Origin of the sequence: Luteolibacter sp., from assembly GCF_039920825.1 — a bacterium.
In the GTDB taxonomy this organism is placed as follows: domain Bacteria; phylum Verrucomicrobiota; class Verrucomicrobiia; order Verrucomicrobiales; family Akkermansiaceae; genus Luteolibacter.
In genome coordinates this window covers 1-20,860 of record NZ_JBDSCX010000068.1, presented here as the reverse complement: position 1 = coordinate 20,860, position 20,860 = coordinate 1, and the positions used below count along the sequence as shown (strand labels likewise).

General features: G+C 59.8%; 14 protein-coding genes. 11 read left to right on the top strand and 3 right to left on the bottom strand.

Annotated features, from left to right (window positions below; genetic code table 11):
* Positions 1-6 precede the first annotated feature (6 nt).
* From ABIQ96_RS19615 to ABIQ96_RS19605, 3 genes are all read left to right on the top strand, one after another.
* Complete coding sequence (locus tag ABIQ96_RS19615; RefSeq protein WP_348216336.1) at positions 7-1,269, top strand: MSMEG_0569 family flavin-dependent oxidoreductase; 1,263 nt, start codon at positions 7-9, stop codon at positions 1,267-1,269.
* 129 nt (positions 1,270-1,398) lie between these two features.
* Positions 1,399-1,965, top strand: coding sequence for an MSMEG_0567/Sll0786 family nitrogen starvation N-acetyltransferase (locus ABIQ96_RS19610; protein ID WP_348216335.1), 567 nt, complete (start codon positions 1,399-1,401; stop codon positions 1,963-1,965).
* A 65-nt stretch (positions 1,966-2,030) separates the two neighbouring features.
* On the top strand, positions 2,031-3,020 hold the full coding sequence (locus ABIQ96_RS19605; protein ID WP_348216334.1) for a sll0787 family AIR synthase-like protein: 990 nt from the start codon (positions 2,031-2,033) through the stop codon (positions 3,018-3,020).
* Here ABIQ96_RS19605 and moeB read toward each other — a convergent pair.
* Positions 2,943-4,076: a molybdopterin-synthase adenylyltransferase MoeB gene (moeB, locus tag ABIQ96_RS19600; protein WP_348216333.1), complete on the bottom strand. Its 1,134-nt coding sequence runs from the start codon at positions 4,074-4,076 to the stop codon at positions 2,943-2,945. The two genes, ABIQ96_RS19605 and moeB, sit on opposite strands and share 78 nt — an antisense overlap.
* 85 nt (positions 4,077-4,161) lie before the next feature.
* On the opposite strand from moeB, the gene ABIQ96_RS19595 reads away from it, so the two are divergent.
* On the top strand, positions 4,162-4,737 hold the full coding sequence (locus ABIQ96_RS19595) for a thioredoxin family protein (RefSeq protein ID WP_348216332.1): 576 nt from the start codon (positions 4,162-4,164) through the stop codon (positions 4,735-4,737).
* On the opposite strand, the gene ABIQ96_RS19590 is transcribed toward ABIQ96_RS19595, so the two are convergent.
* Positions 4,734-5,792, bottom strand: coding sequence for a Ca2+-dependent phosphoinositide-specific phospholipase C (locus ABIQ96_RS19590; RefSeq protein ID WP_348216331.1), 1,059 nt, complete (start codon positions 5,790-5,792; stop codon positions 4,734-4,736). The genes ABIQ96_RS19595 and ABIQ96_RS19590 overlap by 4 nt on opposite strands.
* 192 nt (positions 5,793-5,984) lie before the next feature.
* Positions 5,985-12,533, bottom strand: a complete 6,549-nt coding sequence (locus ABIQ96_RS19585) for an autotransporter-associated beta strand repeat-containing protein (protein ID WP_348216330.1) — start codon at positions 12,531-12,533, stop codon at positions 5,985-5,987.
* Between the two features lie 512 nt (positions 12,534-13,045).
* Here ABIQ96_RS19585 and ABIQ96_RS19580 point away from each other — a divergent pair.
* The 7 genes from ABIQ96_RS19580 to ABIQ96_RS19550 all read left to right on the top strand — a co-directional run bounded on the left by ABIQ96_RS19580 (position 13,046) and on the right by ABIQ96_RS19550 (position 20,725).
* Positions 13,046-13,771, top strand: a complete 726-nt coding sequence (locus tag ABIQ96_RS19580; protein ID WP_348216329.1) for an SDR family NAD(P)-dependent oxidoreductase — start codon at positions 13,046-13,048, stop codon at positions 13,769-13,771.
* 10 nt (positions 13,772-13,781) lie between these two features.
* Positions 13,782-14,039 (top strand): phosphopantetheine-binding protein, encoded by a 258-nt coding sequence (locus ABIQ96_RS19575; RefSeq protein ID WP_348216328.1) that lies wholly within the window; start codon positions 13,782-13,784, stop codon positions 14,037-14,039.
* Positions 14,040-14,062: 23 nt separating this feature from the next.
* Positions 14,063-15,055: a lysylphosphatidylglycerol synthase transmembrane domain-containing protein gene (locus ABIQ96_RS19570; protein WP_348216327.1), complete on the top strand. Its 993-nt coding sequence runs from the start codon at positions 14,063-14,065 to the stop codon at positions 15,053-15,055.
* Between the two features lie 81 nt (positions 15,056-15,136).
* On the top strand, positions 15,137-16,699 hold the full coding sequence (locus ABIQ96_RS19565; RefSeq protein WP_348216326.1) for a hypothetical protein: 1,563 nt from the start codon (positions 15,137-15,139) through the stop codon (positions 16,697-16,699).
* Between the two features lie 24 nt (positions 16,700-16,723).
* Complete coding sequence (locus ABIQ96_RS19560; protein WP_348216325.1) at positions 16,724-18,481, top strand: hypothetical protein; 1,758 nt, start codon at positions 16,724-16,726, stop codon at positions 18,479-18,481.
* A gap of 158 nt (positions 18,482-18,639) precedes the next feature.
* Positions 18,640-19,164: a hypothetical protein gene (locus tag ABIQ96_RS19555; protein ID WP_348216324.1), complete on the top strand. Its 525-nt coding sequence runs from the start codon at positions 18,640-18,642 to the stop codon at positions 19,162-19,164.
* 43 nt (positions 19,165-19,207) lie between these two features.
* Positions 19,208-20,725 (top strand): hypothetical protein, encoded by a 1,518-nt coding sequence (locus ABIQ96_RS19550; protein ID WP_348216323.1) that lies wholly within the window; start codon positions 19,208-19,210, stop codon positions 20,723-20,725.
* The last annotated feature ends 135 nt before the right edge of the window (positions 20,726-20,860 follow it).

Sequence of the window (20,860 nt, the reverse complement as noted above, 5' to 3'; positions counted from 1 at the left end):
GTCGTCATGCCTTTTACCGATCCTCAATACATTTCCGTGGTCATCATCGGCGGCGGGCAAGCCGGACTCTCGGCGAGCTATTGCCTCCGTCAGCGCGGGGTGGACGATCACGTCATTCTCGAGAAAAACCGCATCGCCCATTCGTGGCGGTCGGAGCGATGGGACACCTTCTGCCTCGTCACGCCAAACCACCAATGCCGCCTGCCCGGCCATCCCTACGACGGCGATGATCCCGAGGGTTTCATGGTGAAGGATGAAATCGTCAGCTACATCGAACGCTACGCGAAAAAATTCCGACCTCCGATCCTGGAAGGTGTCACCGTGACTTCCGTTACCAAGCGCGAGGGTTATTTCCATATCACGACCAATCAAGGCTCCTGGTTCTGCGATGATGTGATCGTCGCCATCGGCGGATTCCATACGCCGTTTGTGCCGGTCGGAGCTGATAGGGTTCCGGACTCGATCAAACAGATCCATTCAGTCGATTACAAACGTCCCTTGCAGATTCCCGAAGGCGAAACACTCATCGTCGGCTCCGGCCAATCCGGCGTGCAGATCATGGAGGATCTCCATCTCGAAGGCCGCAAAGTCCATCTCTGCCTTGGCAACGCCCCGCGTTCGCCACGGCGCTATCGTGGAAAAGACGCGGTCACCTGGCTGGAGGAAATGGGATACTATAAAACCACTTTCGCCGAACATCCCGATCAAGCGAAAGCGGTTTCCGGCACGAATCATTATCTCACAGGTCGTGATGGAGGTCATGAAATCGATCTCCGCAAGTTCGCTCTCGAAGGCGTGAAACTCTATGGATTCGTCGAGGACATTGACTTCGAAAAATTCACCGTCCGGCAGGATGTCGCCGCCAAGCTCGACAGCGCGGATCGATCCTACAATGGAATCTGCCAGCGGATTGATGACTATATCTCCGAGAATCAAATCGATGCTCCCGAGGAACCACACTATACTCCGGTTTGGCGTCCAGAAAGCGAGCCGACCGAGCTGAACTTCACGGAAAACAACATCACCAGCATCATCTGGTGCATCGGATTTCTTCCGGATTTCAAATTCATCAAACTGCCGGTCATGAACATGCGCGGATTTCCGGAAACGGATCGCGGTGTCACCGAGCTGCCGGGGCTCTACTTTCTCGGGCTGCCCTGGCTCCACACCTGGGGCTCCGCACGGTTTTCCGGCATCGCCGAAGATGCGGATTACATCGCTGCGAAAATCGAAGCGAGCATTCCCCAAACCGCCCATTGCGAACCATGAACCTATGAAGCAAAACGCGGAGGCGCAGAGGCAGCCGGGAGAAACGGGGAGTTATCAAATGGCTTCTCTTTTCTCTGCGATTCTCTCAGCGACCTCTGCGCCTCGGCGTTTCGCTTCACTCCTACCGCCATGATCCTCGAAAAATTCCCCACCTACAGTCCGCATGATTTCGTGTTTAAGATCGCGAAATCAGCCGAGGACCTCGATGGATTCTTCTCGGTCCGCCGCGACATCTTTTGCGAGGAGCAGGGGATCTTTGCCGGCGATGATCGTGACCTGTTTGACGAGTCGATGATCCCCATTGTTTGCAAAACACTCATCGCCGGCATGGAGGATGCCGTGGCGGGCGTTGTCCGGATTGACGAGCGGAAGCCGGGACTGTGGTATGGTTCCCGGCTGGGAGTCGCGATGGATTTCCGACGGATCCGTCATTTCAGTCCGGGGGTGGCGGTGAGAAATCTACAACCTTGCTATCACGGACTGGGAGCACTCGGTGCCGGATTGATCTATAAAGCGGTGTCCACGGCGAACGCGCTGGGCTGCCATGAATTCCTCGCCACCGTGCAACATCAGAACGCCCGGTTTTTCCAACGTCTTCATTGGGAAGCACTCGAAGAGATATCTCTTCATGGAATTCAACATGTGAAAATGCGTGCGGATCTCAGCTATTACCACGCCTCATCACGGGTCGCCTGAAAATAACCTGATTGGGATCATTTTTTCACATAATTGGCATGAGTTGATCTATCAGTGAATGCCTGATGACAGACCTCGCCTCGCTGGCTGAATATCTCTCAGGTCACCCTGCGGTGGCCGAGAAAGCCAATATCCAGCAGGCTTTCGGACATGCGTTGGAAGTCTCCGGCAAGATCAGGCTGGGTGACGACTGCGCGGCGATTGCCAATCCATCGGGCACCGGACATCTGCTTTTTGCCGCCGAAGGCATGTTGGGATCATTTGTTGAAGACGATCCATGGTTCGCCGGCTACTCGGCGGTGATGGTCAATCTGTCCGATGTCGCCGCGATGGGCGGACGTCCCGTCGCCGTCACGGATATCCTATGGACGCCCACCGAACAGATTTCCGCCGAGATCTGGCAGGGAATGCAAGCGGCGGCTCTGGCCTACTCCGTGCCAATCGTCGGCGGCCACACGACGCGGACGGTTTCCGGAAAAGCCATGCTCGGTGCGGCGGTGCTCGGTCATGCCGGCGATCGGTTGATCACGAGCTTCGATGCAAAGCCGGGCGACCTCCTCGTCATCGCCATCGACATGCACGGCGGCTACCGCGGCGACAAACCATTTTGGAATGCCAGCACCATCACCTCGCCGGAGCGGTTGAGAGCGGATTTGGAATTGCTGCCCTCGCTGGCGGAAAAAGGACTCTGCCGCGCGGGTAAGGACATCAGCAACGGCGGCATCATCGGCACGCTGGCGATGCTTTGCCAATGCTCGGCGGTCGGCGCCGTCCTTGATCTTGAAAATCTGCCGTGCCCGATGGATGTGGAAATCGAGAAATGGCTCGTCTCGTTTCCAAGTTTCGGGTTTTTGTTAGCGATCGCGCCGGAGGATCTTGAAAATACGATGAGCGATTTCACGGCGACGAAGATCACCTGCCGCGAAATCGGTCATTTCAGGGAAACGCCCGGCATCACGATCACCGCGGATGGTGAATCAGCCGAGCTGGTTTTCCGCAAGCCAGGCGTCCATGCCGCCGGTGACGTTTTTGACTCGGGTGAAGCCATGGTCTAGCAGCATTTGCACTGCCTTGGCCGAGCGGCCACCGGCCTTGCAATGGACGAGGATCTCGCGGTCTTTCGGCAGGCTGTCCAACTGCTCGGGCAGGGTTTTCAACGGGATCAGCCGCGAGCCTTCGATGTGGGCGACGGCGTATTCGTCCGGTTCACGGACGTCGATGAGCAGGCCGTCGAATGGGCCTTGGAGCTGGGTGCGGAGTTCGCTGGTGGTGATGGATTCCATGTGTTCGGGAGTAAAGGCGCAGGAGGCGGAAGCAGTGGTTTCGGCATTTGAAACGCCGGTGATTTCCGGGGAGTCTCCGCACAGGCGGCACTTCGGATCGCGGTTCAACTTGAGGGTTCGGAACGCGCTGTTGAGCCCGTCATAACAAGTGAGTTTGCCCAGCGGCACGGTGCCGATGCCGAGGATCAGCTTGAGGGTTTCCATCGCCTGGAGCGAGCCGATGATGCCCGGCAGCACCCCTAACACCCCGGCCTCGTGGCAGGACGGCACGCTGCCCGGCGGTGGCATGTTGGGAAGCAGGCAGCGGTAACAAGGTCCGCCGAGGTGCGGGGCGAAAACGCCGGCCTGGCCTTCGAAGCGGTGGATCGCGCCATAGACGAGCGGCTTTTTCTGGAAAAACGCGGTGTCATTGGTGAGGAAGCGGGTGGGGAAATTGTCCGAGCCATCGACTAGGATATCGTAGGATGAAGCGATCTCCGCAGCGTTATCCGGTGTAAATCTAACCGGGTGAAGTTCCACCGTGATGTGCGGATTCACCTCGCGCAGCCGGGCGGCGGCGCTTTCGAGTTTCGGTTTCCCGATCCATGATTCGCCGTGGAGGATCTGGCGCTGGAGGTTGGACGCATCGACCACATCGGCATCGACCAGTCCGAGCCGGCCGACTCCGGCGGCGGCAAGATAGAGCGCGGCGGGAGAGCCCAGCGCGCCGGTGCCGATGAGCAGGACGGACGCGTTTTTCAACCGCAGTTGCCCCGCCTCGCCGACGGCGGGAATGAGCAAATGGCGGGAATAGCGGAGAAGTTCCGCCGGTGAAAGTCCGTCTGACATCGCGGCGGATGCTCGCAGTGGAATTGTCACCCGTCAAAGGCGGAAAACCGTTTTGCCCCTTCGGGAATTGTGGTAGAGTGCTCCCATGTCTGAAACCCTGTCATCCTTTCAAATGAGTCCGGGCGACTCGGCGCCCGACTTCTCCTTGCCCGATGCCGACGGCAATATGTTTCCGCGTGACGCGATCTCCGGTCCGCGTGGATTGTTGGTGGTCTTCGCCTGCAACCATTGTCCGTTCGTGGTCCATCTAGCCGATGCGCTCGGTGATTTCGCCCGCGAAATCGCGGAGCAAGGGGTCAACACGGTGGCGATCAACTCGAACGATCTCGGGAGATATCCGCAGGACAGTCCGGAGCTGATGAAGGGTTTCAGTGACGCCCATCGTTGGGAGTTTCCCTACCTGTTGGATGAGTCGCAGGAGATTGCCAAGGCCCACGGCGCGGTGTGCACGCCGGATTTTTTCCTGTTCGACGACAACGGGCTGCTCTTTTACGCGGGCCAGTTCGACGACTCCCGTCCGCGGAGCGGACTCGAACCCCACGCCGGTGACCTGCGGGAAGCAGTTAGGCGCATGCTTGGCGGCGAGGAACCTCTTGCCCGGCCTTATCCAAGTAGCGGGTGCAACATCAAGTGGAAGCCGGGGAACGAACCATTAAATTAGGGTGGGCTTGTGGGTTTCCAGACCCGCCCGTTTTCCCAGCCGACGCGATAGCCGGGGAAATCCGGGAGTTCCTCGGGCGCGTCTGTGCTGATCCACTGTGCGCCGCTCTCCACGGCTTTTTTGAAACGGCTGAGGTCCTTGGCGCGGACTTCCTTCAAGTCGGCATCGGCGCGGGTGCGGACCATGAATCCGGCGGCCACGAGCTTGCGGATTTCGTCGTAGCTGCCGACCGGATCGTTGCGTTTCATGAAGGCGGCGGCGGGGTGGTCGGGCGGGACGCTGACAAAGAGGAGGCGTTCCCGCAGGTCTTTGTTAGGACTGAGCGCGAGGTAGCGGTCGCGGACCGCGCCTTCATTGTCGAGGGCGAACAGGAATTTCCCGGCAGCCGCTGAAAGGCTCGGCCAGCCACGGGTGGTCACCGCGTCCCGCAAACTCGGTGAGTCGCCGCGAACCTTGTCCGGCGTGAGGATGCGGTCGGCGGGCATCTCCGCGCGGATTTCCGCTTCGAGCGATGTGAGCTGGGTGTCATCAAACGGCAGCGGGTGAATCCGCGGTGAAAATGAATCCTCCTTGAGTTCTAGCAGAACCATCACCGGCTCGTGTTTTGGATGTGCCTTGGACCAAGCGTTCAGTTCCTGAAGCGCCTTCCGCAGCGTCGGCACGGTGGTGCGGAAATCGAAATCAGGACTGTGCAGGATCTTCAGCCCCGGCTCCTTCCACGCGGGATCGGGGTTCGCCTCGACTTCCCCCGCCAGTCGGGCGGCGAGGGGATCCGAGTAAAGCCCGCCCTTGGGATCGGCGTAGAGGTCGAGCTCGATCTGGCGGATGTGGAGTTTCTCAAGTTGTTCGGTGAGCGGGCGGTGCGTGTGGTTGATCGCATCGCCTTCGCCTTTTGCGGCTATTTCAATCATCCGCCGGACCTTCGGCGAGGGTGCGATGTGATAGGAATTGTGGGTGCCGATGAATTGCACTCGGTTCATCGGCGGGTCTTCATCGGCTATGGAACTGCCAACTGCGGAAATAAGGACGCCCAGGGCAAGCCAGTGTGTTTTCATGAACGATGGGAACATTGCATGATGAATCCCAAACCGCTAGTTCATTGTCCTGTACCAACACCCCGAACATCGCAGAGGAAGATCGACCGGCTGCTGGCTGATGCATTTCATCTAGCGAAAACCCGGGCTTCCCTACTGAAAATGAAAACGCCCCGGCTGGAGCGGGTCCGGCCGGGGCGTTGAGTGGGATGGTTACGGGGCGACGTTCACTACCAGGCGGGCGAATTTTTTCGCATCCGGTGCTTGCGGCACCCTCAAGGTGATGGTGTCCGTGCCGTTGCCATTGTCCACCACCGTGACGCCTGGATTGGCGGCGACAGGATTGTTAGGAACCGCGTAGCTGGCGGGCCAGCTGGCCAGGCTCGTGCCCACTTCGATTTTCGCGGTGGTATCCGGCGTTTCGGAATCCTGCTTTCGCACGAAGGTGAATACGAGGTCGCCACCATTCAAGGAAAGCCCGGGCAGCTTGCCAAGGTCGTTGGTGGTGGCCAAACCACCGAGCAAATACTCGACACCGTTGGCCACTCCGTCGTTGTCATAATCGTCCTTGGCGGTTCCCACAGGGGCGTTGGTGGAGGCCCAGGTGGTGTATCCACCCGAGGTAGCCACTTCCAAGGTGAGCTTGCCCGCGTTCACGCCGGTTTCGTAGAAGCGCCAGGTGTTGTTGCCCTCGACCTTGGTCCACACATCGGAGGCTTGGGTGAAGCCGCCTGGGATATTGAATAAGAGGCTGTCAAACGTCCTGGTTGAGACATCCACGAGTGTCCAACTGTTGCCATTGGCAATCGAGGCTCCGGCGAGGTTGATGCTGAAATTGCCGTAGAAGAAGGCGGTTCCAGTGCCTGTCACCTTGTTGCTCACACCGTTCGCTCCGGGGGCGAACTGCAGGGTGGCAGTTTGATCGAGCGCCAGCGTGGTGCCCGTGCCGACCACCGTGTTGCCAGTGTAGGTGTTCGATCCGGCGAGCGTGGTGATGGCCGCACCGCTGAAGGTCATCGCGCCGCTGGTGGTGGCGGTCAGAGTGGCGGTTCCGCCGATGGCACCGGTGTTTCCGACTCCGCCACCGATCAAGGTGAATGTTGGCGGGGTAATGTAGCCGTTGCCGCGGTTGGTCATCGTGATGCCTGTGAGATTGCCGGTGGAATCGATGTTTGCCACGGCGGTTGCGCCTGTTCCGTCACCTGTGATTTGGACGAGGGGAGTATCGATGTAACCGCCGCCGGAAACCGTCAGCCCGGTTGCGCTCACGCCGTTGCCGGTGGGAGCGAGCAGCGGCTGGCCGATGGTGATCGCGTTTCCACCATTGTTGATGGTGCCTCCACCCGAGCGGACGAAGGTTTCGGTCAATCCCGTTAGGAACGCGGTGCTCGCCGCATTGGCGGTGAGTGTTCCGCCGTTGAAGTTGAGTGTTCCCGCACCCGCTCCGCGGTAAACCTTGGGAGTCGTGACGTTGCCGCCGAGGAGGTTGACGACGCCGGAAGCGGCCGCGTTTCTCGCCAGTTGCAGTCCGTTGTTGGTGACTGCGAAATTCAGTGCGGCGCTGCCGGAAACGTTGAGGGCGGCACCGGCGTTTTCACCAACCCAAAGGCCATTGTCAACGGTGCCATTCACGTTGAACACCGCCGAGCCACTCAGGTTCACCAGGGCGGCGCTTCCCGTGCTGGCGGCAAGGGTGATCGGATAGGTCGTTTGGTTGTAGATACCTCCGCTTTGGTTGAGAACGCCGATGGAGGTTCCGAGGCCCACGGCCAGGAAGCCGCCGACGTTGGTCGTGCCGCCGGTTTGTGTGTAGCCACCGAACGAACCGTTGACACCCGCCACAGTCAACTGGCGGAAGCTGGTCAAGGAACCCGAATTCAGGCGGACCGCTCCGGCGCTGTTGCCAATAGTCGCTCCGATGAGGAGAGTTGTGCGGTAAGCGAGGTTGTCAGCATTGGAGGAATTGTTGTAGTTGACCGTTGCGCCATTGATTTCCAGGACGCCGTTCGCGTTGTATCCGATCACCGAGGTGTTCACGGCGACGGCACCCGCCGCGTTCGTGCAACCGTAGGAACCGGTGTTGGCGAGGACGAGTTTGCCGCTGTCCACCGATAGGTTGGAGGTGGCGTTGTTGGCATTGTTGGTGAGCGTCCATGTGCCCGCTCCCCGTTTGATGAGGCCGAGCAGTCCCGTTCCGCCACCGTTTTGGATGATGCCGCCGGAGGTTTGATCGGTGGTGATGTTCCAGAACGACCATTTGGAGTTGGCTGTGCCGTTTTCAAAGGTGCCGGTGCCTGCCAGTCCATCGGCGTAGAAATCCTCAGATGTTCCGACGGTGCCTGCTTGAATCGAGACAATTCCGTTGATCACTGAAACGCCGCCGGAGATCCGGAGTGCGCCGGGGCCGGCCTTCACAAGGTCGTAGCCCGTGGAGGCGATCTTACCCGTGCCGAAAGTACCCGCGCTGACGGTGACGGTGCGGGAAGTGCCCGCGCCGCCGAGGGTCACTTGTCCGGTTCCGAGGGCGAGGTCGTTGGTGCCGGTGAAGGTGAAGTCCGCATTCCAGTTCTGGGGTTTCGTGGAAGTGGACGCAATGGCCGCGCCGCTGGTGTTGTCGAGAGTGCCGGCGTTGAGGATGATGGTTCCGGGCCCGGTGCCGAGGGCGCCCGCGCTGTTGAAGTTGAGCACTCCCGCGTCCAGGGTGAAATTCCCGGTGAATGTGTTGGCTCCGGAGAGAGTGAGGGTGCCCGAGCCTTGTTTGGTGATGGAACCCGTGCCGGTGATGGGATTGGCATAAAGGTTCGGCGATCCCACCAGATTGAAGATCAGGTTGCTGTTGTTGGTGATTGTCGAACTGGAAGCAATGGATCCATTGGTCGCGCCATTGCCGATTTCCAATATGCCCTCGTTGATGACGGTGGATCCGGTGTAGGTGTTGTTGGTGGTCATGGTCACCTTGCCCGAGCCGTTCTTGATGACCGAACCAGTGATGATGCCAAAGCCTCCGGTGCTGGAGATCGTGTAGTCGTTAGGATCGGTGTTGTTGAAGACGACAGTGTTGGGGCTGACATTCTGGGCGAGATTGACTGAGAACCTCGAAGCCGTATCGTCGAAGATCACCGGGCTGTTGGTGGAGAATTCGATGCCATTCCCGAGGTAACTCCAGTTTTTGGAGCCTCCGATGGCTGTAGTGGTCCAGTTCGAGTTCACATTTCCCGTCCAGACCAGCGATTCACCGGTGATGCTGAGGGCGATTGAGACGCCGTTGTTGACCAGGGTGGCGGTTTGATTGGGGTTCAGGCCCGGAATGCTTCCCAGCGTGAAATGCGTGGCGTCGGGCGCGGCGTAATTGGTGAAATAAATGAGGGGGTAGTCGGTTCCACTGGTCCACGCTCCCGAGACGTTGGTGACATTGATGACGGTGCCGTTAGATGGGGTGGCGAGGTCATTGGTATAGATATACCTTTCCATGTTCGTGCCGTTAGCCTGAAGGTTCAAGGTGGCCGCGCCTTGGAAGGTCAGCGTGCCGACGGACAACTGCGAGACGCCTGCCCCGCCATTCCCCGTGGTGATCGTGTTGCCGATCGCGCTTGCGACGGTGAGGGTGTTGATCGTTCCGACTCCATCGACCGATCCCTGGGTGACTGTCACTGGCGAAGCGATGGGAGCCGTGCTGGTCTGGATCAGTTTCGCATTGCTTCCGTTGATACTGATGCTGCTGCTCGTATCCACACTTCCGCTGTTGGCCAGTGTCAGGGTTCCGGCGCTGACAACCGTCGGGCCGGTGTAGGTGTGGGCGCTGTTGAGCGTGAGTATACCGTTGCCGGACTTGGTCAGCCCGCCGTCAGTGGCAGCGTCGCCACCGACGTCGCTATGGACGAGCGATTGGGCAACCGTGATATTGAATCCGTTGGAGTCGATTTTCGCCCCGCCGTTGCGCACGTTGGCGCGGGTGGTTCCGGCTCCGAGATTGAAAAAGGTGGTGCTGGTCGCGGTGGGCTTGATCGTTCCGCCGTTGAAATTAAACGTGCGGCTGCCGGTGGTGGCTGTTGATGCTACCTGAGGCACGGTGAGCGTTCCACCATTCAGGTTGTAGGTGTTGTTGCTGGCTGCCGCACCCGCGCGCTGGAGGTCCAGGTTGCCGGTGCCGCCGACGGTGATTCCGGCATCGCTGTAAAAGGTCACTGCCCCGCCGCTCTGGTTGACCACGTTGGCACCGACGGTGCCGTCCGCATTCATCTTGATGGCCGAGCTGTTGTAGAGGTTCACCGAACCACTGGAGATGTCGAGCTGCCCCTTGCTGGTGTCCCATCGGCCAACCATCAGCCACTTGGCTGCCGCGGGGACGATGGTTCCGACGTTCAGGGTTCCGCCGCTGACCGTGAGTTTCCCGAGATTGTTAGATCCGGCAAAGCCGAGAGTGACATCACTTGCGGAATTGACGATGGCTGTGCCGCTGATGGTGCCGGTCCCCGAAACCGTGTTCAGGCTGCCGTTGCCCCTTGCGAGGGTCAACGCGCCAAGATTCGCGGTTCCGCCCGAGATGGTCAATGTTCCGGAGCCATTGGGCGTCGCGGTATTTCCGGTATCATAAGCGCCCACCCGCACTTCACTTGTGTTGTTCCAGGTCCCGCCGGCCATCGTGAGGGTGCCTGTACCCGTGTTGAAGCCGATATTGGTGACTCCTGCAGTGGTAAGGGAGGCGGATCCGTTGAGATTGAGGGTGCCGGTGCCGCCGGTGTTGCCGACGTAGGCGATGCCGCCGATGGAGGAGACGCTGGTGTTGTTCAAGGTCAAGGTCCCCGTGCTGGCAGTATTGCCGATCACGACGTTGCCCCCGAGGGTGAGATTTCCAGTGCCATTGCGTGTGAGGCTGCTGCCGATGGCGGTTGCGGTGCCGCCGATGGTGGTGACGCCACCAAAATTCATGCTGCTGCCACCGTTGAGAATGACAGTGCCAATGCCAGCGTTGCCGACAGTCTTGGCTCCCGCGCCGGTGGCGATCACCTGGGCGGAATCATTGAGAGTCATCGACATGTTAGATCCGGGGCTCTCGGCGAAGTTGAAGACACCGGCGCCGGAAATCGTGAATGACGAGGTGTTGTTCAGTGTGAACGTGCCTTTGGGCAGGTTGGTGGCAGTGCCGCCGTTGTAGCCGGCGCTGAAGTTTGCCGCAGTGACGATGGCCGCGTTGTTCGTGACCAGATCGGAGGAAACGGCACCAATGCCGTTGCCGCGACCCAACGAAAGATAGGTGGAAATCGCTAGAGTTCCGCTGTCAACTTGCAGTTTGGCGTCCAGACCAGCGACGCCGTTGGCTTTGCCAAACAGGCCGCCAACGACGGCTTCGCCGGTAACCGTGTGGGTGCCGCCGTTCAGCAACAGCGTTCCCTGGCGGGCGATGAAGGGGAATCCTCCAATTCCGTTGCCGGCGTAAGTGCCTCCACCGGTCAGTTCCAGTGTCCCGGTGCCGAGCTTCATCAGGCCGACGGTGACCGCAGGAGTGAGAGCGCCGGCTTGAGTCACCGTGGCGGTTGCGTTGGTGGTATCGACAGCCATGGATGTGCCTGCGATCCAGTTGACGGCCGCTCCTTGGCCACCGGTTCCGGCGATCAGGCCGCCAATGGTTCCGGCTCCGGTTCCACCGTTGAATTCACCGGCACCGCCGGCGTTCACAGCGATGGTTCCGCCAGCGATGGTGGTCATCGCACCGGTGGCGGGCATGGATGCGATTTTTTTGAACTGGAGGAACGAAGCCCCGTTCATCGTTGTACCGCCGGTGTAATTCTGCGTTCCTGCGTAAATGACCACGCCGTTGCGAATATTGATCGGAACGGAAGAGGTGATAGTGTTGTTCCCGGCGATGGTCAGCGCGTTGTCGACATATCCGGCTGTGGCGAAATGACCGCCCGCACTGGTGGCCACGGCGCTGACGGTTCCGCTGAAGGTGGCATTGCCTGTCGGCACGTAAACAACGCCCTGAGCGGCGATGCCACCTCCGCTGATGGTAAGGGCATTTGCCACATTGACTCCGTTGGCGAGCTGGAGCTGGTTTCCGGTTGCGTTGTTTACCGTGACTCCAGCCGTACCCAGGGCGGAGCTGTTTGCCGCATTCAGGATGCCGGTAATCAAGGTCCCGCCCGAGTAGCTGTTCGGGCCGGAAAGGGTCAATAGGTTGGTTCCGGTCTTGTTCAGGGAAACCGTGCCGGAACCATCCGAAACGGTTCCGCTAATGTTGGTAAGTCCCGCACTGTTGACAGTAAGGGTTTTCACTCCGGTCTGGGTGGTACTGACGGCACCCGCCACGGTGAGAGTGTTGATCGTGGTCTTGAGGTTGGCCAAGGTGAAGGCCTGGGCCCCTGCTGCGGCACCGAGGCTCAGGTTCGCGTTGATCAGTTGATTGGCGGCAACCGTTGCATTGACGGTGATCGCGCTGGATCCGTTCAGGGTGAGGACCTGGCTGCCCACAGCGCCGGAGCCGAGGGTGTAGCCCGCCGTAGTGGCGGTGTCGAAAACGATGGAGCCGACGCTGACGCCGGCTCCCAGATCAATAGTGGTATTGGCATTGCCCGCATTGTTGAAAGTGGCTGTGTCGGCCGATCCCGGTGCCGGGGTGGCACTCCAGTTGGTGTCCGTCGCCCAGGTGGCGTTGGTGGTTCCGTTCCATGTCGCGCTGGCGGCGAAGGCGGAAGAGGTCGCGAAAGTGGCGACGATGAGGGCGGTGGAGCTGGCGAGGAGGCGGGATTGGCCTTTGGGTTTCATAATGTTGTTTTCGGGATTTGGATTGGAGGATTCTTCCTCCGGAGTCGGTCTGGATTTGAAAGGCAAATGGGCTCGCCGGGCGAAATGGCGATCAATTGACGGGTCAAAATTTTGTAGCGTGCCGCACTTGGGATGGTGCGGACGCCAACGGGTCAAAATAGGGCCGATCAGCGGATCAATGGGTTCTGTACGGACGCAAAGGACGTTTGCGTTTGTGCATACATTCTAAGCGCTGTTTTCGGGCGTTTCCTGTATGAAGACGCCCGAGATGAGTAGTTTTGCGACAATGGTGATTTTGTAATTATATGAAAATGATTGGTTTTTAGTCTATTATAGAAATTTGAATCTGGATTTTCCCCCATCTGTATCCCCCTAAATGGGGGCCCCCGAACGGGGGGGACTCGTCCGGTCTGGAAGACCCGGATGCCGGGAATGGTGAGCGGGAAGTTTGAAAAAAACCGGGCCCGGGTATTGAAATTGACCCCCTTACATCCGGTGGTGATGCTGCCGCCGTGCGTTCGATCTTGGTCACTGGTGGAAATGGAGGGCTCGGTCTGGGGATCGCCCGCTATTTCCTCGACCACGATTCCGACGCCCGGCTGTGGCTCGGGGTCCGGTCGAATCGCGGGCACGCGGAGGCCCTCGCCAGCGGGTTTCCCGGGCGCTGCCGGGTGATCGATCTCGAAGTCACGAACCCCGACGCATGGAAGGCGGCGGTGGAGACAATCGTGGAAACCGACGGCCGCCTCGACGTGCTCGTCAACAACGCGGGCATGCACCGCGATTGCCTGCTCGCCGCGATGCCGGACGAGGCGTGGCACTCGGTCATTTCCTCGAATCTCGACGCGGTTTTCCACGGCTGTCGCGCGGTGGTCACGCCGATGATGCGGCAGCGCTTCGGGCGGATCATCAACATCGCGTCGCTCAGCGCCGTGCTGCCGCCGTTAGGCCAGACCAATTACGCCGCGGCCAAGGCCGGAGTGGTTGCGTTAGGCCAGACGCTCGCCAAGGAAGTCGCGCGGGCGGGTATCACCGTGAACTCGGTGCTTCCGGGATTCATCGAGACCGACGCTCTCGGCGACATGGATGAAGAAGCGCGGAAAAACGCCAAGCGCGGCATCCCGATGCGCCGCTTCGGGAAACCGGAGGAAGTCGCCGCCGCCGTTTATTTTCTAGCAAGTAGTGACGCTTCTTATGTCACCGGAGCCGCGCTCAAGATCGACGGCGGAATTTTCTAACTTAACAATCATGCAAGGCGACGAACTGCGACAGAAGATCAAGGAAATGATGGTGGACGAGCTCATGCTCGAACAGGCTCCGTCCGATATCAGCGACACGATCCCGATTTTCGGCGGTGGCGGGCTCGGACTCGATTCGGTGGACGCACTGCAGCTCGTCGTCGGGCTGGAAAAACATTTCGGCCTGAAGATCGGCAACCCGGACTCGGCCAAAGCCATTCTGGAAAACGTCGAATCGATCGCCCGCGAGATTGAGAAATCCGCTTAGGCGCATCGTTCCGACCGGCTTGCATGAAGGCATTTCTGATATTCCTCCTCAAGCTGGCTCTAACGGGACTGTGCCTGTGGTGGGCGTTCTCCCAGGTGAAGTTCGACCGCTCGATCTTCACCCGGCCCGGTGCCGTTGATTACCGCTGGCTTGCCGGCGGGGTGGCGTTGGCGGGAACGTCCATCGTGCTTCACGCGCTGCGCTGGTGGTTTTTCCTGCGGGGGCAGTCACTGGATGTTAGAATCGGCCGCGCGGTCGAGCTGACGATGATCGATAGTCTGTTCAGTCTCGCTTCTGTTAGCGGTCTCGGCGGCGATGCGGCGCGGATCCTCCTGCTGATGCGCGACCATCCGGGGAAGAAACTCGTCATCGCAATGGCGGTGATGGCGGATCACCTGGCCGGTTTGGTTTCGTTGTCGCTGTTGTTCTTCATCATCTCGGTCGCGAGGTTCGACGCTATCGCGAACCAGAGCATCCTTGGTCGCGGAGTCATTCATTTCGCTTGGTTCTATTTGGGTGGTGGCTTGGCGATGGTGGCGCTGATTTTCGTTTGTGCCTCGCCGCCGGTGCATCGGCGGATTCATAACAACGACCGGTTCGCACGGTTTCCGATCTTGAAAAAAGTTCCGGAACTTTATGACGTCTATCGGAAAAACTGGTGGTTCGCGGTCGCCGGACTGGCCGTTTCATTCGTCATGCTGCTCGCGTATTTTTCCTCCTACTACTGCGGGATGCGCGCCGTCGGTGGCACGGCCGGATACAGCGCGGTGGTTTCCGCGATGCCGGTTATCGACTCCATCAGCGGCATGCCGGTTTCCATCGCGGGCGTCGGCGTGCGTGAGAAGTTGTTCGAAATTCTGATGAAGGATCTTGCCGGAGTGCCACCGGAAACCGCGGTCGCCGCGTCGCTTGCGGGCTTCGCTTGCAATGTCTTCTGGGCGGGCTTAGGCGCGTTGTTTTTCCTGAAGAAAAGCGACCGCGTCACGGTGGCGGAACTGGAGGCGAATAAGCAGTAAGCTCCCGCCGTCTGATTTGCGGATTTTGGTCGTCGCCGCCGGAATTCCCCTGTAGGAAACCCGGTTAGCTAACAATCCATCGTGACGAAAAAATCCCCATCCGTTCTCATCGCCGGGCTTTGTGTCGCAGGCTCGCTGGTCGGCTTTACCGCCAAACGGCTGACCACCAGCGATTCCGTTTCCCAGTCCACCGCCGCCGCTTCCCGCAGCGAGCAATACCGTCCGGATGCTTCGGGGAAATCCGTCGATGAGCCCGGTCGCACCGCCGCCAAGCCGAAGCAGATCACGTTTCCCGCGCGCCATTCCACCGATACTTTGGAAACGCTCGCCCTCGTCGATGACAGCGAACTCTACGCCCGCCTCGCGTTATGGTTGGGCGACGCCAGTGCGGCGGACATCGCCGCGTATTGGAGCATCTACTCGAAGAAACCCAAGCGCAGCAACGATATCACCGATCTCGTTTTCCTCAACTGGACCCGCCTCGATCCCCAGGCCGCCATCGCCGGGAGTTCTAGCGACCAGCACGCGTGGTGGGCGTGGGCCTGCCACGATCCGAAGGGAGCGCTCGCCTTTGCCACGGCCAACGCCCCGGACCACATCAATCACGTCGCCTGGGGCATCGGCGAGTTCCACCCCGACTGGTTGCGCCAGCATTTCAAGGAACTCTCCAAGGGTGCGCAGGACAACGCCCTCCGCGGCATGGCGAAATGGGACGACGGCCAGGATCCTCTCGACGCCATGAAATTCCTCAAAGAAGTCGGCCGCTCCATCACGCCCGGCACTTTTAAGGCACTCGTCCGCAAGGACCCGTGGGCCGCGTTGGACTGGGTGAAGGAAAATCCCAACAGCCGCAGCGCCTTCGGATACAGTATCGACGATCCCATGAAATTTCTCGTCCGCACCATGGCCGACGAGCGCCCGGAGGATCTCGAGCGCCTCGCAGCGCAAACGCCCTCCGGCAGCCTCAAGCTGCAAATGGATTCCGCCCTTTTCGCCAACCTCCTCAAGACCGATCCCGAGGCCGCCATGGAGCAGGCGAAATCTACCACCGCCCCGCGCATCGCCGCTGAGCGCTATGCCGCCATCGGTCTCACCCTCGCGAAATCCAATCCCGAGCAAGCTTTCGAGATCGCCAAAAGCCTCTTCGCCGCCTGCCCCGATGCCATGCAAATGATGGCCATGATCGAATACCCCAACGGCGGATCGGGCTCGGGCATGACCATTCCAGGCGTCACTGAGTTCGTGGAAACGCTGGTCAACAAGGATCCGGCGAGGGCATTGCAAATGACCATCGGCCTCAAATCGGGACCTTATGGCAACTCCGCGTTCAGCACCATTTCCGGCCAATGGGCCGAGCGCGACTTCGTGGGCTACACGAACTGGGTCAACCAGCAAACCGACTCCGCCGCCCGTGAAGGAGGTGTCAGTTTCGTCATCAATAAGCTCCAGGAGGAGGGGAATTACGCCGAGTCCGCGGACTGGGTCATGACCATCAAGGATGATGAGCAAAGCTATCGCCTTAGCGACATGCTGTCGAATTGGCAGCGCAAGGATCCCGCTGCCGCTGCCGATTGGTTGGAAAACGTCGATCTTCCCGAGGTCCGCAAGACCGAGCTGCGGACGAGGATGCAGAAGAATCAATAAACCCACACCCCGGCCCCTTTTCTCATGAAAGCCCTTCCCGTTCTCGCCTTCCTTGTTACCGCCGTCATCGGCTGGAATTTCGCAGGAATTCCCGCCCGCTCCGCGAAATCCACGGACTCCGCCGCTGCTGTTCGCGAACGCGGCCAGCGGCCTGAACGCCATGTTAGGAAGGCCGCCGGGCCGGACGGCGAGGCCGGGCAACGTCTCGCCGCCATCCGCGCCTCGCGCGATCCCGCCGAACGGATGCGCGCCACCATCGATCTCGCCAGCACCCTTCCGATCTCCGAGTTTACCGCGTGGATCGACGGCAGCTTTTTCGACCTGCGCGGCGGGGCCGAGCTCACCGTTTTTTCCAAGATCTTCGAGGAGCGTTGGAAAAACGAAGACCCCGAGGGCTTTCTCGCGTGGGCCACCAAGAGCAGTCCGCAGCTTGCCAGCGAGATGCTCGCCGGATGGGCGGAAAACGATCCTCAGCGCGTCCTCGATTTCTATAAAAACCATCCCAACGACGTCGCCGAGATGCGTTCCCTCAGCGCCATCGCCCTCAAGAATCCCGCCCTGGCCCTCCAGCGCATGCAGGAATTGCTCGCCGCCGGCACCTCCCTCACCAGCCTCAGCTCCCACACCGGTTCGTTGTTCGCCGCGCTGGCGGACAAGTCTCCCGCCGCCCTTGATGCCGCGCTCGATTCCCTGCCCGCGAAACTGAAACTCCAGGCCGAGTCCATCCTCGTCGGCCGGAAAATGAAGACCTCCCTCGACGATGAGTTCCTAAAACTTCAGTCCCACCCGGACGGCATCGCCATCCTCAGCCGCATTCTGGATTCCGGCGATAGCCGTGATAGCGGTGACGCCATCCATGCCAAAATTCTCGCTAACCTCGCCGACCTTCCCGCTTTGTGGCGCGCCGCCATTGCCTCCAATAGCTACAGTTTCATGGGTGGAAAAAACGCCGCCCTGTGGATTACCGCCGATCTCGAAGGCTCCGGATTCACCGCGGAGCAAGCCAAGCAAATGCGCTCGCAAGCCCTCGATCGACTCTACAATCAGCCCGAAGTCGCCCTCAAGCTCCTGCCCGAGGTGGAAATGGATGACGATTCCCGCAAGAACCTCCTTTCCAACATTTTCAGCAATCTCAACGGCGATGAGACAAAAGCCGCCGCCCTGCTCGCCCTGCTCCCCAACGAGGAAGACCGCAAGTTTGCCCTCGCCATGGCCTCGCCGCGCGAGCAGACGGAGCATATTTTCAAAATCAACAACCCCGCCGACTGGCTTACCAGTCTCGCCGCCTTTGATCCCAAAACCGAGGGTTCCACCTACGCCTACATTTCCGCCTCCGAGGAGTGGGACAGCACCAAGATTACCGCCCTGACCCAGCAATTCAACGCATTGCCCGACGACACCAAGCGGAGCATCGCCCAGAACCTCGTCCGCGATGGCTACTCGGACAAATCTCCGCTCGAAGCCGAGGCCATTCGTTTCCTTCTCTCCGATCCCGCCGCGCCACCGTCGGCGGAAGCGGGAGACACCTCGCGCAATACCCCTGAAAATAAAAACATCCAGCTCGCCTCCCGCTACGTCGGCAAGCTCGCGCAGAACGACCCCACCGCTGCCGGCGATTGGATCCAGACCCTGCCCGAAGGCCAGCCCAAGCTCTGGGCTGCGAAGAACCTCCAGTCGCTCTGGTCCCAATACGATCCCGTCGCCGCCGACCACTGGCTGAAATCCCTCCCCACCGCCACCCAGACGCAGATCAAGTCCCTCGCCAAAAAGCCCGGAAACTGAACGACAGCGCAGCGGCAAGTCCGCTAGATTTCTTCACCTGAGGAGTGGGAACATTCCTGTCCCCACCACCCGTGACCCGCCATCCCCGCGAAACAGATTTCCTCATCCGGCTTTGCCTCTTGTCTTATCCCTGACGCCGATTCATATCACTTGTTTCAATGACAAAACTCATTCCATCTCTCCTCTTCTGCCTTTGCGTGGCGGTCGGACGTGCCGAGGAGAAATTGATCAACCCTTTATTGTTGAGTCTGAAGGAAGCGGTTTTCACACACCTGCTGGAGAGCCATCCTCCAAAGGACCTTTTTACGGTGGCGATGGAATACGACCTTAAAGGCAAAGTGTTCGAGTCTCCATCCAAGGAGTTCGTGACGAAGATGCTGGCGATTGAAGGAGTGAAGGCGGACTTGTTTGTACCGCGCCATCAGCTGGTGATTCCCGATTTCGATAAAATGATCAGGATGCCGAATGGAACATCGCGCTTTCAGGGTGTTCTGAAGAGGGGGACGACGCGAAGTGTTGATGTTTATGAGATCGATTCGGTCGAGTGGCGATCGGATGATGAGGCGGTTGTGAAATGGAGCGTGGGTAGCGGCCCGTTGAGCGGCGGCAGGGGATCCTCGCTCTATTATCATACGAAAGATGGCTGGAAATTCGCGGAGGATCTCGAGCATTGGGTAAGTTGACCGGAGGGATTCGAGTGAAACACGCCTCCCTAACACCCATTCTGTGAAACTCTTCCACCGCCTCCTCATCCTCATCGCCGCGGCGGGCTTGTTCAGTGGGCTTGCCGTCAGGCGTTCCGGCTCGCGAGGTGCCGGGGGGCGGGAAATTTCCGGTCAGGACGCCGGCCGTTCTCCGGGGGAAATCGCGAGTGCCGCCGGGCCGCTTCCGGCCGTGCGGGTATTTCCGCCGCGCCATTCCACCGACACCGTGGAAACCCTCGCCGCTATTGACGACGCGCACCTCTACACCCGCCTCGCCCTGTGGCTGGTGGACGCCGGCGAGGCCGACATCGCCGCGTTCTGGAGCGGTTATTCCGAGAAGGAGGATTACTCAGAGGAAATTTACCAACTCGTCTTCCTCAACTGGACCCGCATCAATCCGCAGGCTGCCATCGCCGCCGCCGGGATCGAAGACTACAACGCCTGGTGGGCGTGGACCTGCCATGATCCGCAAGCCGCGCTCGCCGCCGCCCTCACCGCAGGGCCCAAAATCCTGGAACTCGTTGCCATGGGAATCGGCGAGTTTCACCCGGAGTGGCTGAAGGCGCATTCCAAGGAAATCCCCGAGAGCTTCCGGGAATACGCCTTCCAAACCGCGACGAATCGGCAAGACGCGGAAAATCCCCTCGAAGCTCTCAAGTCCTCCAAGGAACACGACATAGACCCCAATTTCGAAACGCTTGAGGCGCTCGCCCGCCAGGATCCCTGGGCCGCCCTCGAATGGGCGAAGAAATATCCGGATGATTATCCCGGCGATTTCAAGGATACGATGGACCTCGTCCTCCAGACCATGGCCGCCGAGCACCCGGAAGATCTGCGGCACCTTCTCGCGCAGACGCCCTCCGGTGAGACCAAGTTGAAAATGGAAGCCGCCCTGTTCGCCAACCTCCTCAAGACCGACCCGGCCGCCGCCCTCGAACAGGCGGCCGCCACCACCATCCCGCGCACCGCCGTGGAGCGCTACGCCGCCATCGGCCTCGACAGGGTGACAACCGATCCCGAGCAAGCCTTCCAGCTCGCCCAAAGGATTTTCTCCATCGGCCCGGATGCCTTGGAAATAGAAGCAAAGATCGAATACCCCGGCGGCAGTTCCACCTCCAGTCTCGATATCCCGGGCTTCGATGATTTCATGGAGTCGCTGATGGCCAAGGATCCCGCGAGGCTCATGGACGCGGCCTTCTCGGGGACTGAACTACAGGCCGAGCCGTTCACCCGGCTTTCCGACCATTGGGTGCAGCAGGATTTCCCGAGCTATGTGGACTGGGTGAACCGGCAGGCGGATGGAGAGATCCGGGAAACGGGCGCGACCGTCATCGCCAACCAACTGCAGAACGACGGCCAGTTTGCGGAAGCTTGCGAGTGGACCATGAGCATGAAAGACGGCGGGAAGGAATCATTGCCGGTCTTACTCAGGCGTTGGAACTCCAATGACCCGGAAGCCGCCGCCCAATGGCTGGAATCCTCCGATATTCCCGCAGAACGCAGGGCCGCGCTTGAAACCGAAATGCAAAAACCATGGTGAATTTGTAGGTAGTTTAACCCTTTAGTGCAATGCCTTTAAGGATTCAACCAGCTGTCTAACAGAGCGTTTTGCACTGGTACTTTTAAAACAGATGTTTTGATTGGGTGGGTGTCTGACCCATCCATCTCCCACCTG

Excerpts from the sequence above, each read along its gene's own strand:
- ABIQ96_RS19615 (WP_348216336.1), top strand. The coding sequence starts at position 7 with ATGCCTTTTACCGATCCTCAATACATTTCCGTGGTCATCATCGGCGGC.
- ABIQ96_RS19610 (WP_348216335.1), top strand. The coding sequence starts at position 1,399 with ATGATCCTCGAAAAATTCCCCACCTACAGTCCGCATGATTTCGTGTTT.
- ABIQ96_RS19605 (WP_348216334.1), top strand. The coding sequence starts at position 2,031 with ATGACAGACCTCGCCTCGCTGGCTGAATATCTCTCAGGTCACCCTGCG.
- moeB (WP_348216333.1), bottom strand. The coding sequence starts at position 4,076 with ATGTCAGACGGACTTTCACCGGCGGAACTTCTCCGCTATTCCCGCCAT.
- ABIQ96_RS19595 (WP_348216332.1), top strand. The coding sequence starts at position 4,162 with ATGTCTGAAACCCTGTCATCCTTTCAAATGAGTCCGGGCGACTCGGCG.
- ABIQ96_RS19590 (WP_348216331.1), bottom strand. The coding sequence starts at position 5,792 with ATGAAAACACACTGGCTTGCCCTGGGCGTCCTTATTTCCGCAGTTGGC.
- ABIQ96_RS19585 (WP_348216330.1), bottom strand. The coding sequence starts at position 12,533 with ATGAAACCCAAAGGCCAATCCCGCCTCCTCGCCAGCTCCACCGCCCTC.
- ABIQ96_RS19575 (WP_348216328.1), top strand. The coding sequence starts at position 13,782 with ATGCAAGGCGACGAACTGCGACAGAAGATCAAGGAAATGATGGTGGAC.
- ABIQ96_RS19570 (WP_348216327.1), top strand. The coding sequence starts at position 14,063 with ATGAAGGCATTTCTGATATTCCTCCTCAAGCTGGCTCTAACGGGACTG.
- ABIQ96_RS19560 (WP_348216325.1), top strand. The coding sequence starts at position 16,724 with ATGAAAGCCCTTCCCGTTCTCGCCTTCCTTGTTACCGCCGTCATCGGC.
- ABIQ96_RS19555 (WP_348216324.1), top strand. The coding sequence starts at position 18,640 with ATGACAAAACTCATTCCATCTCTCCTCTTCTGCCTTTGCGTGGCGGTC.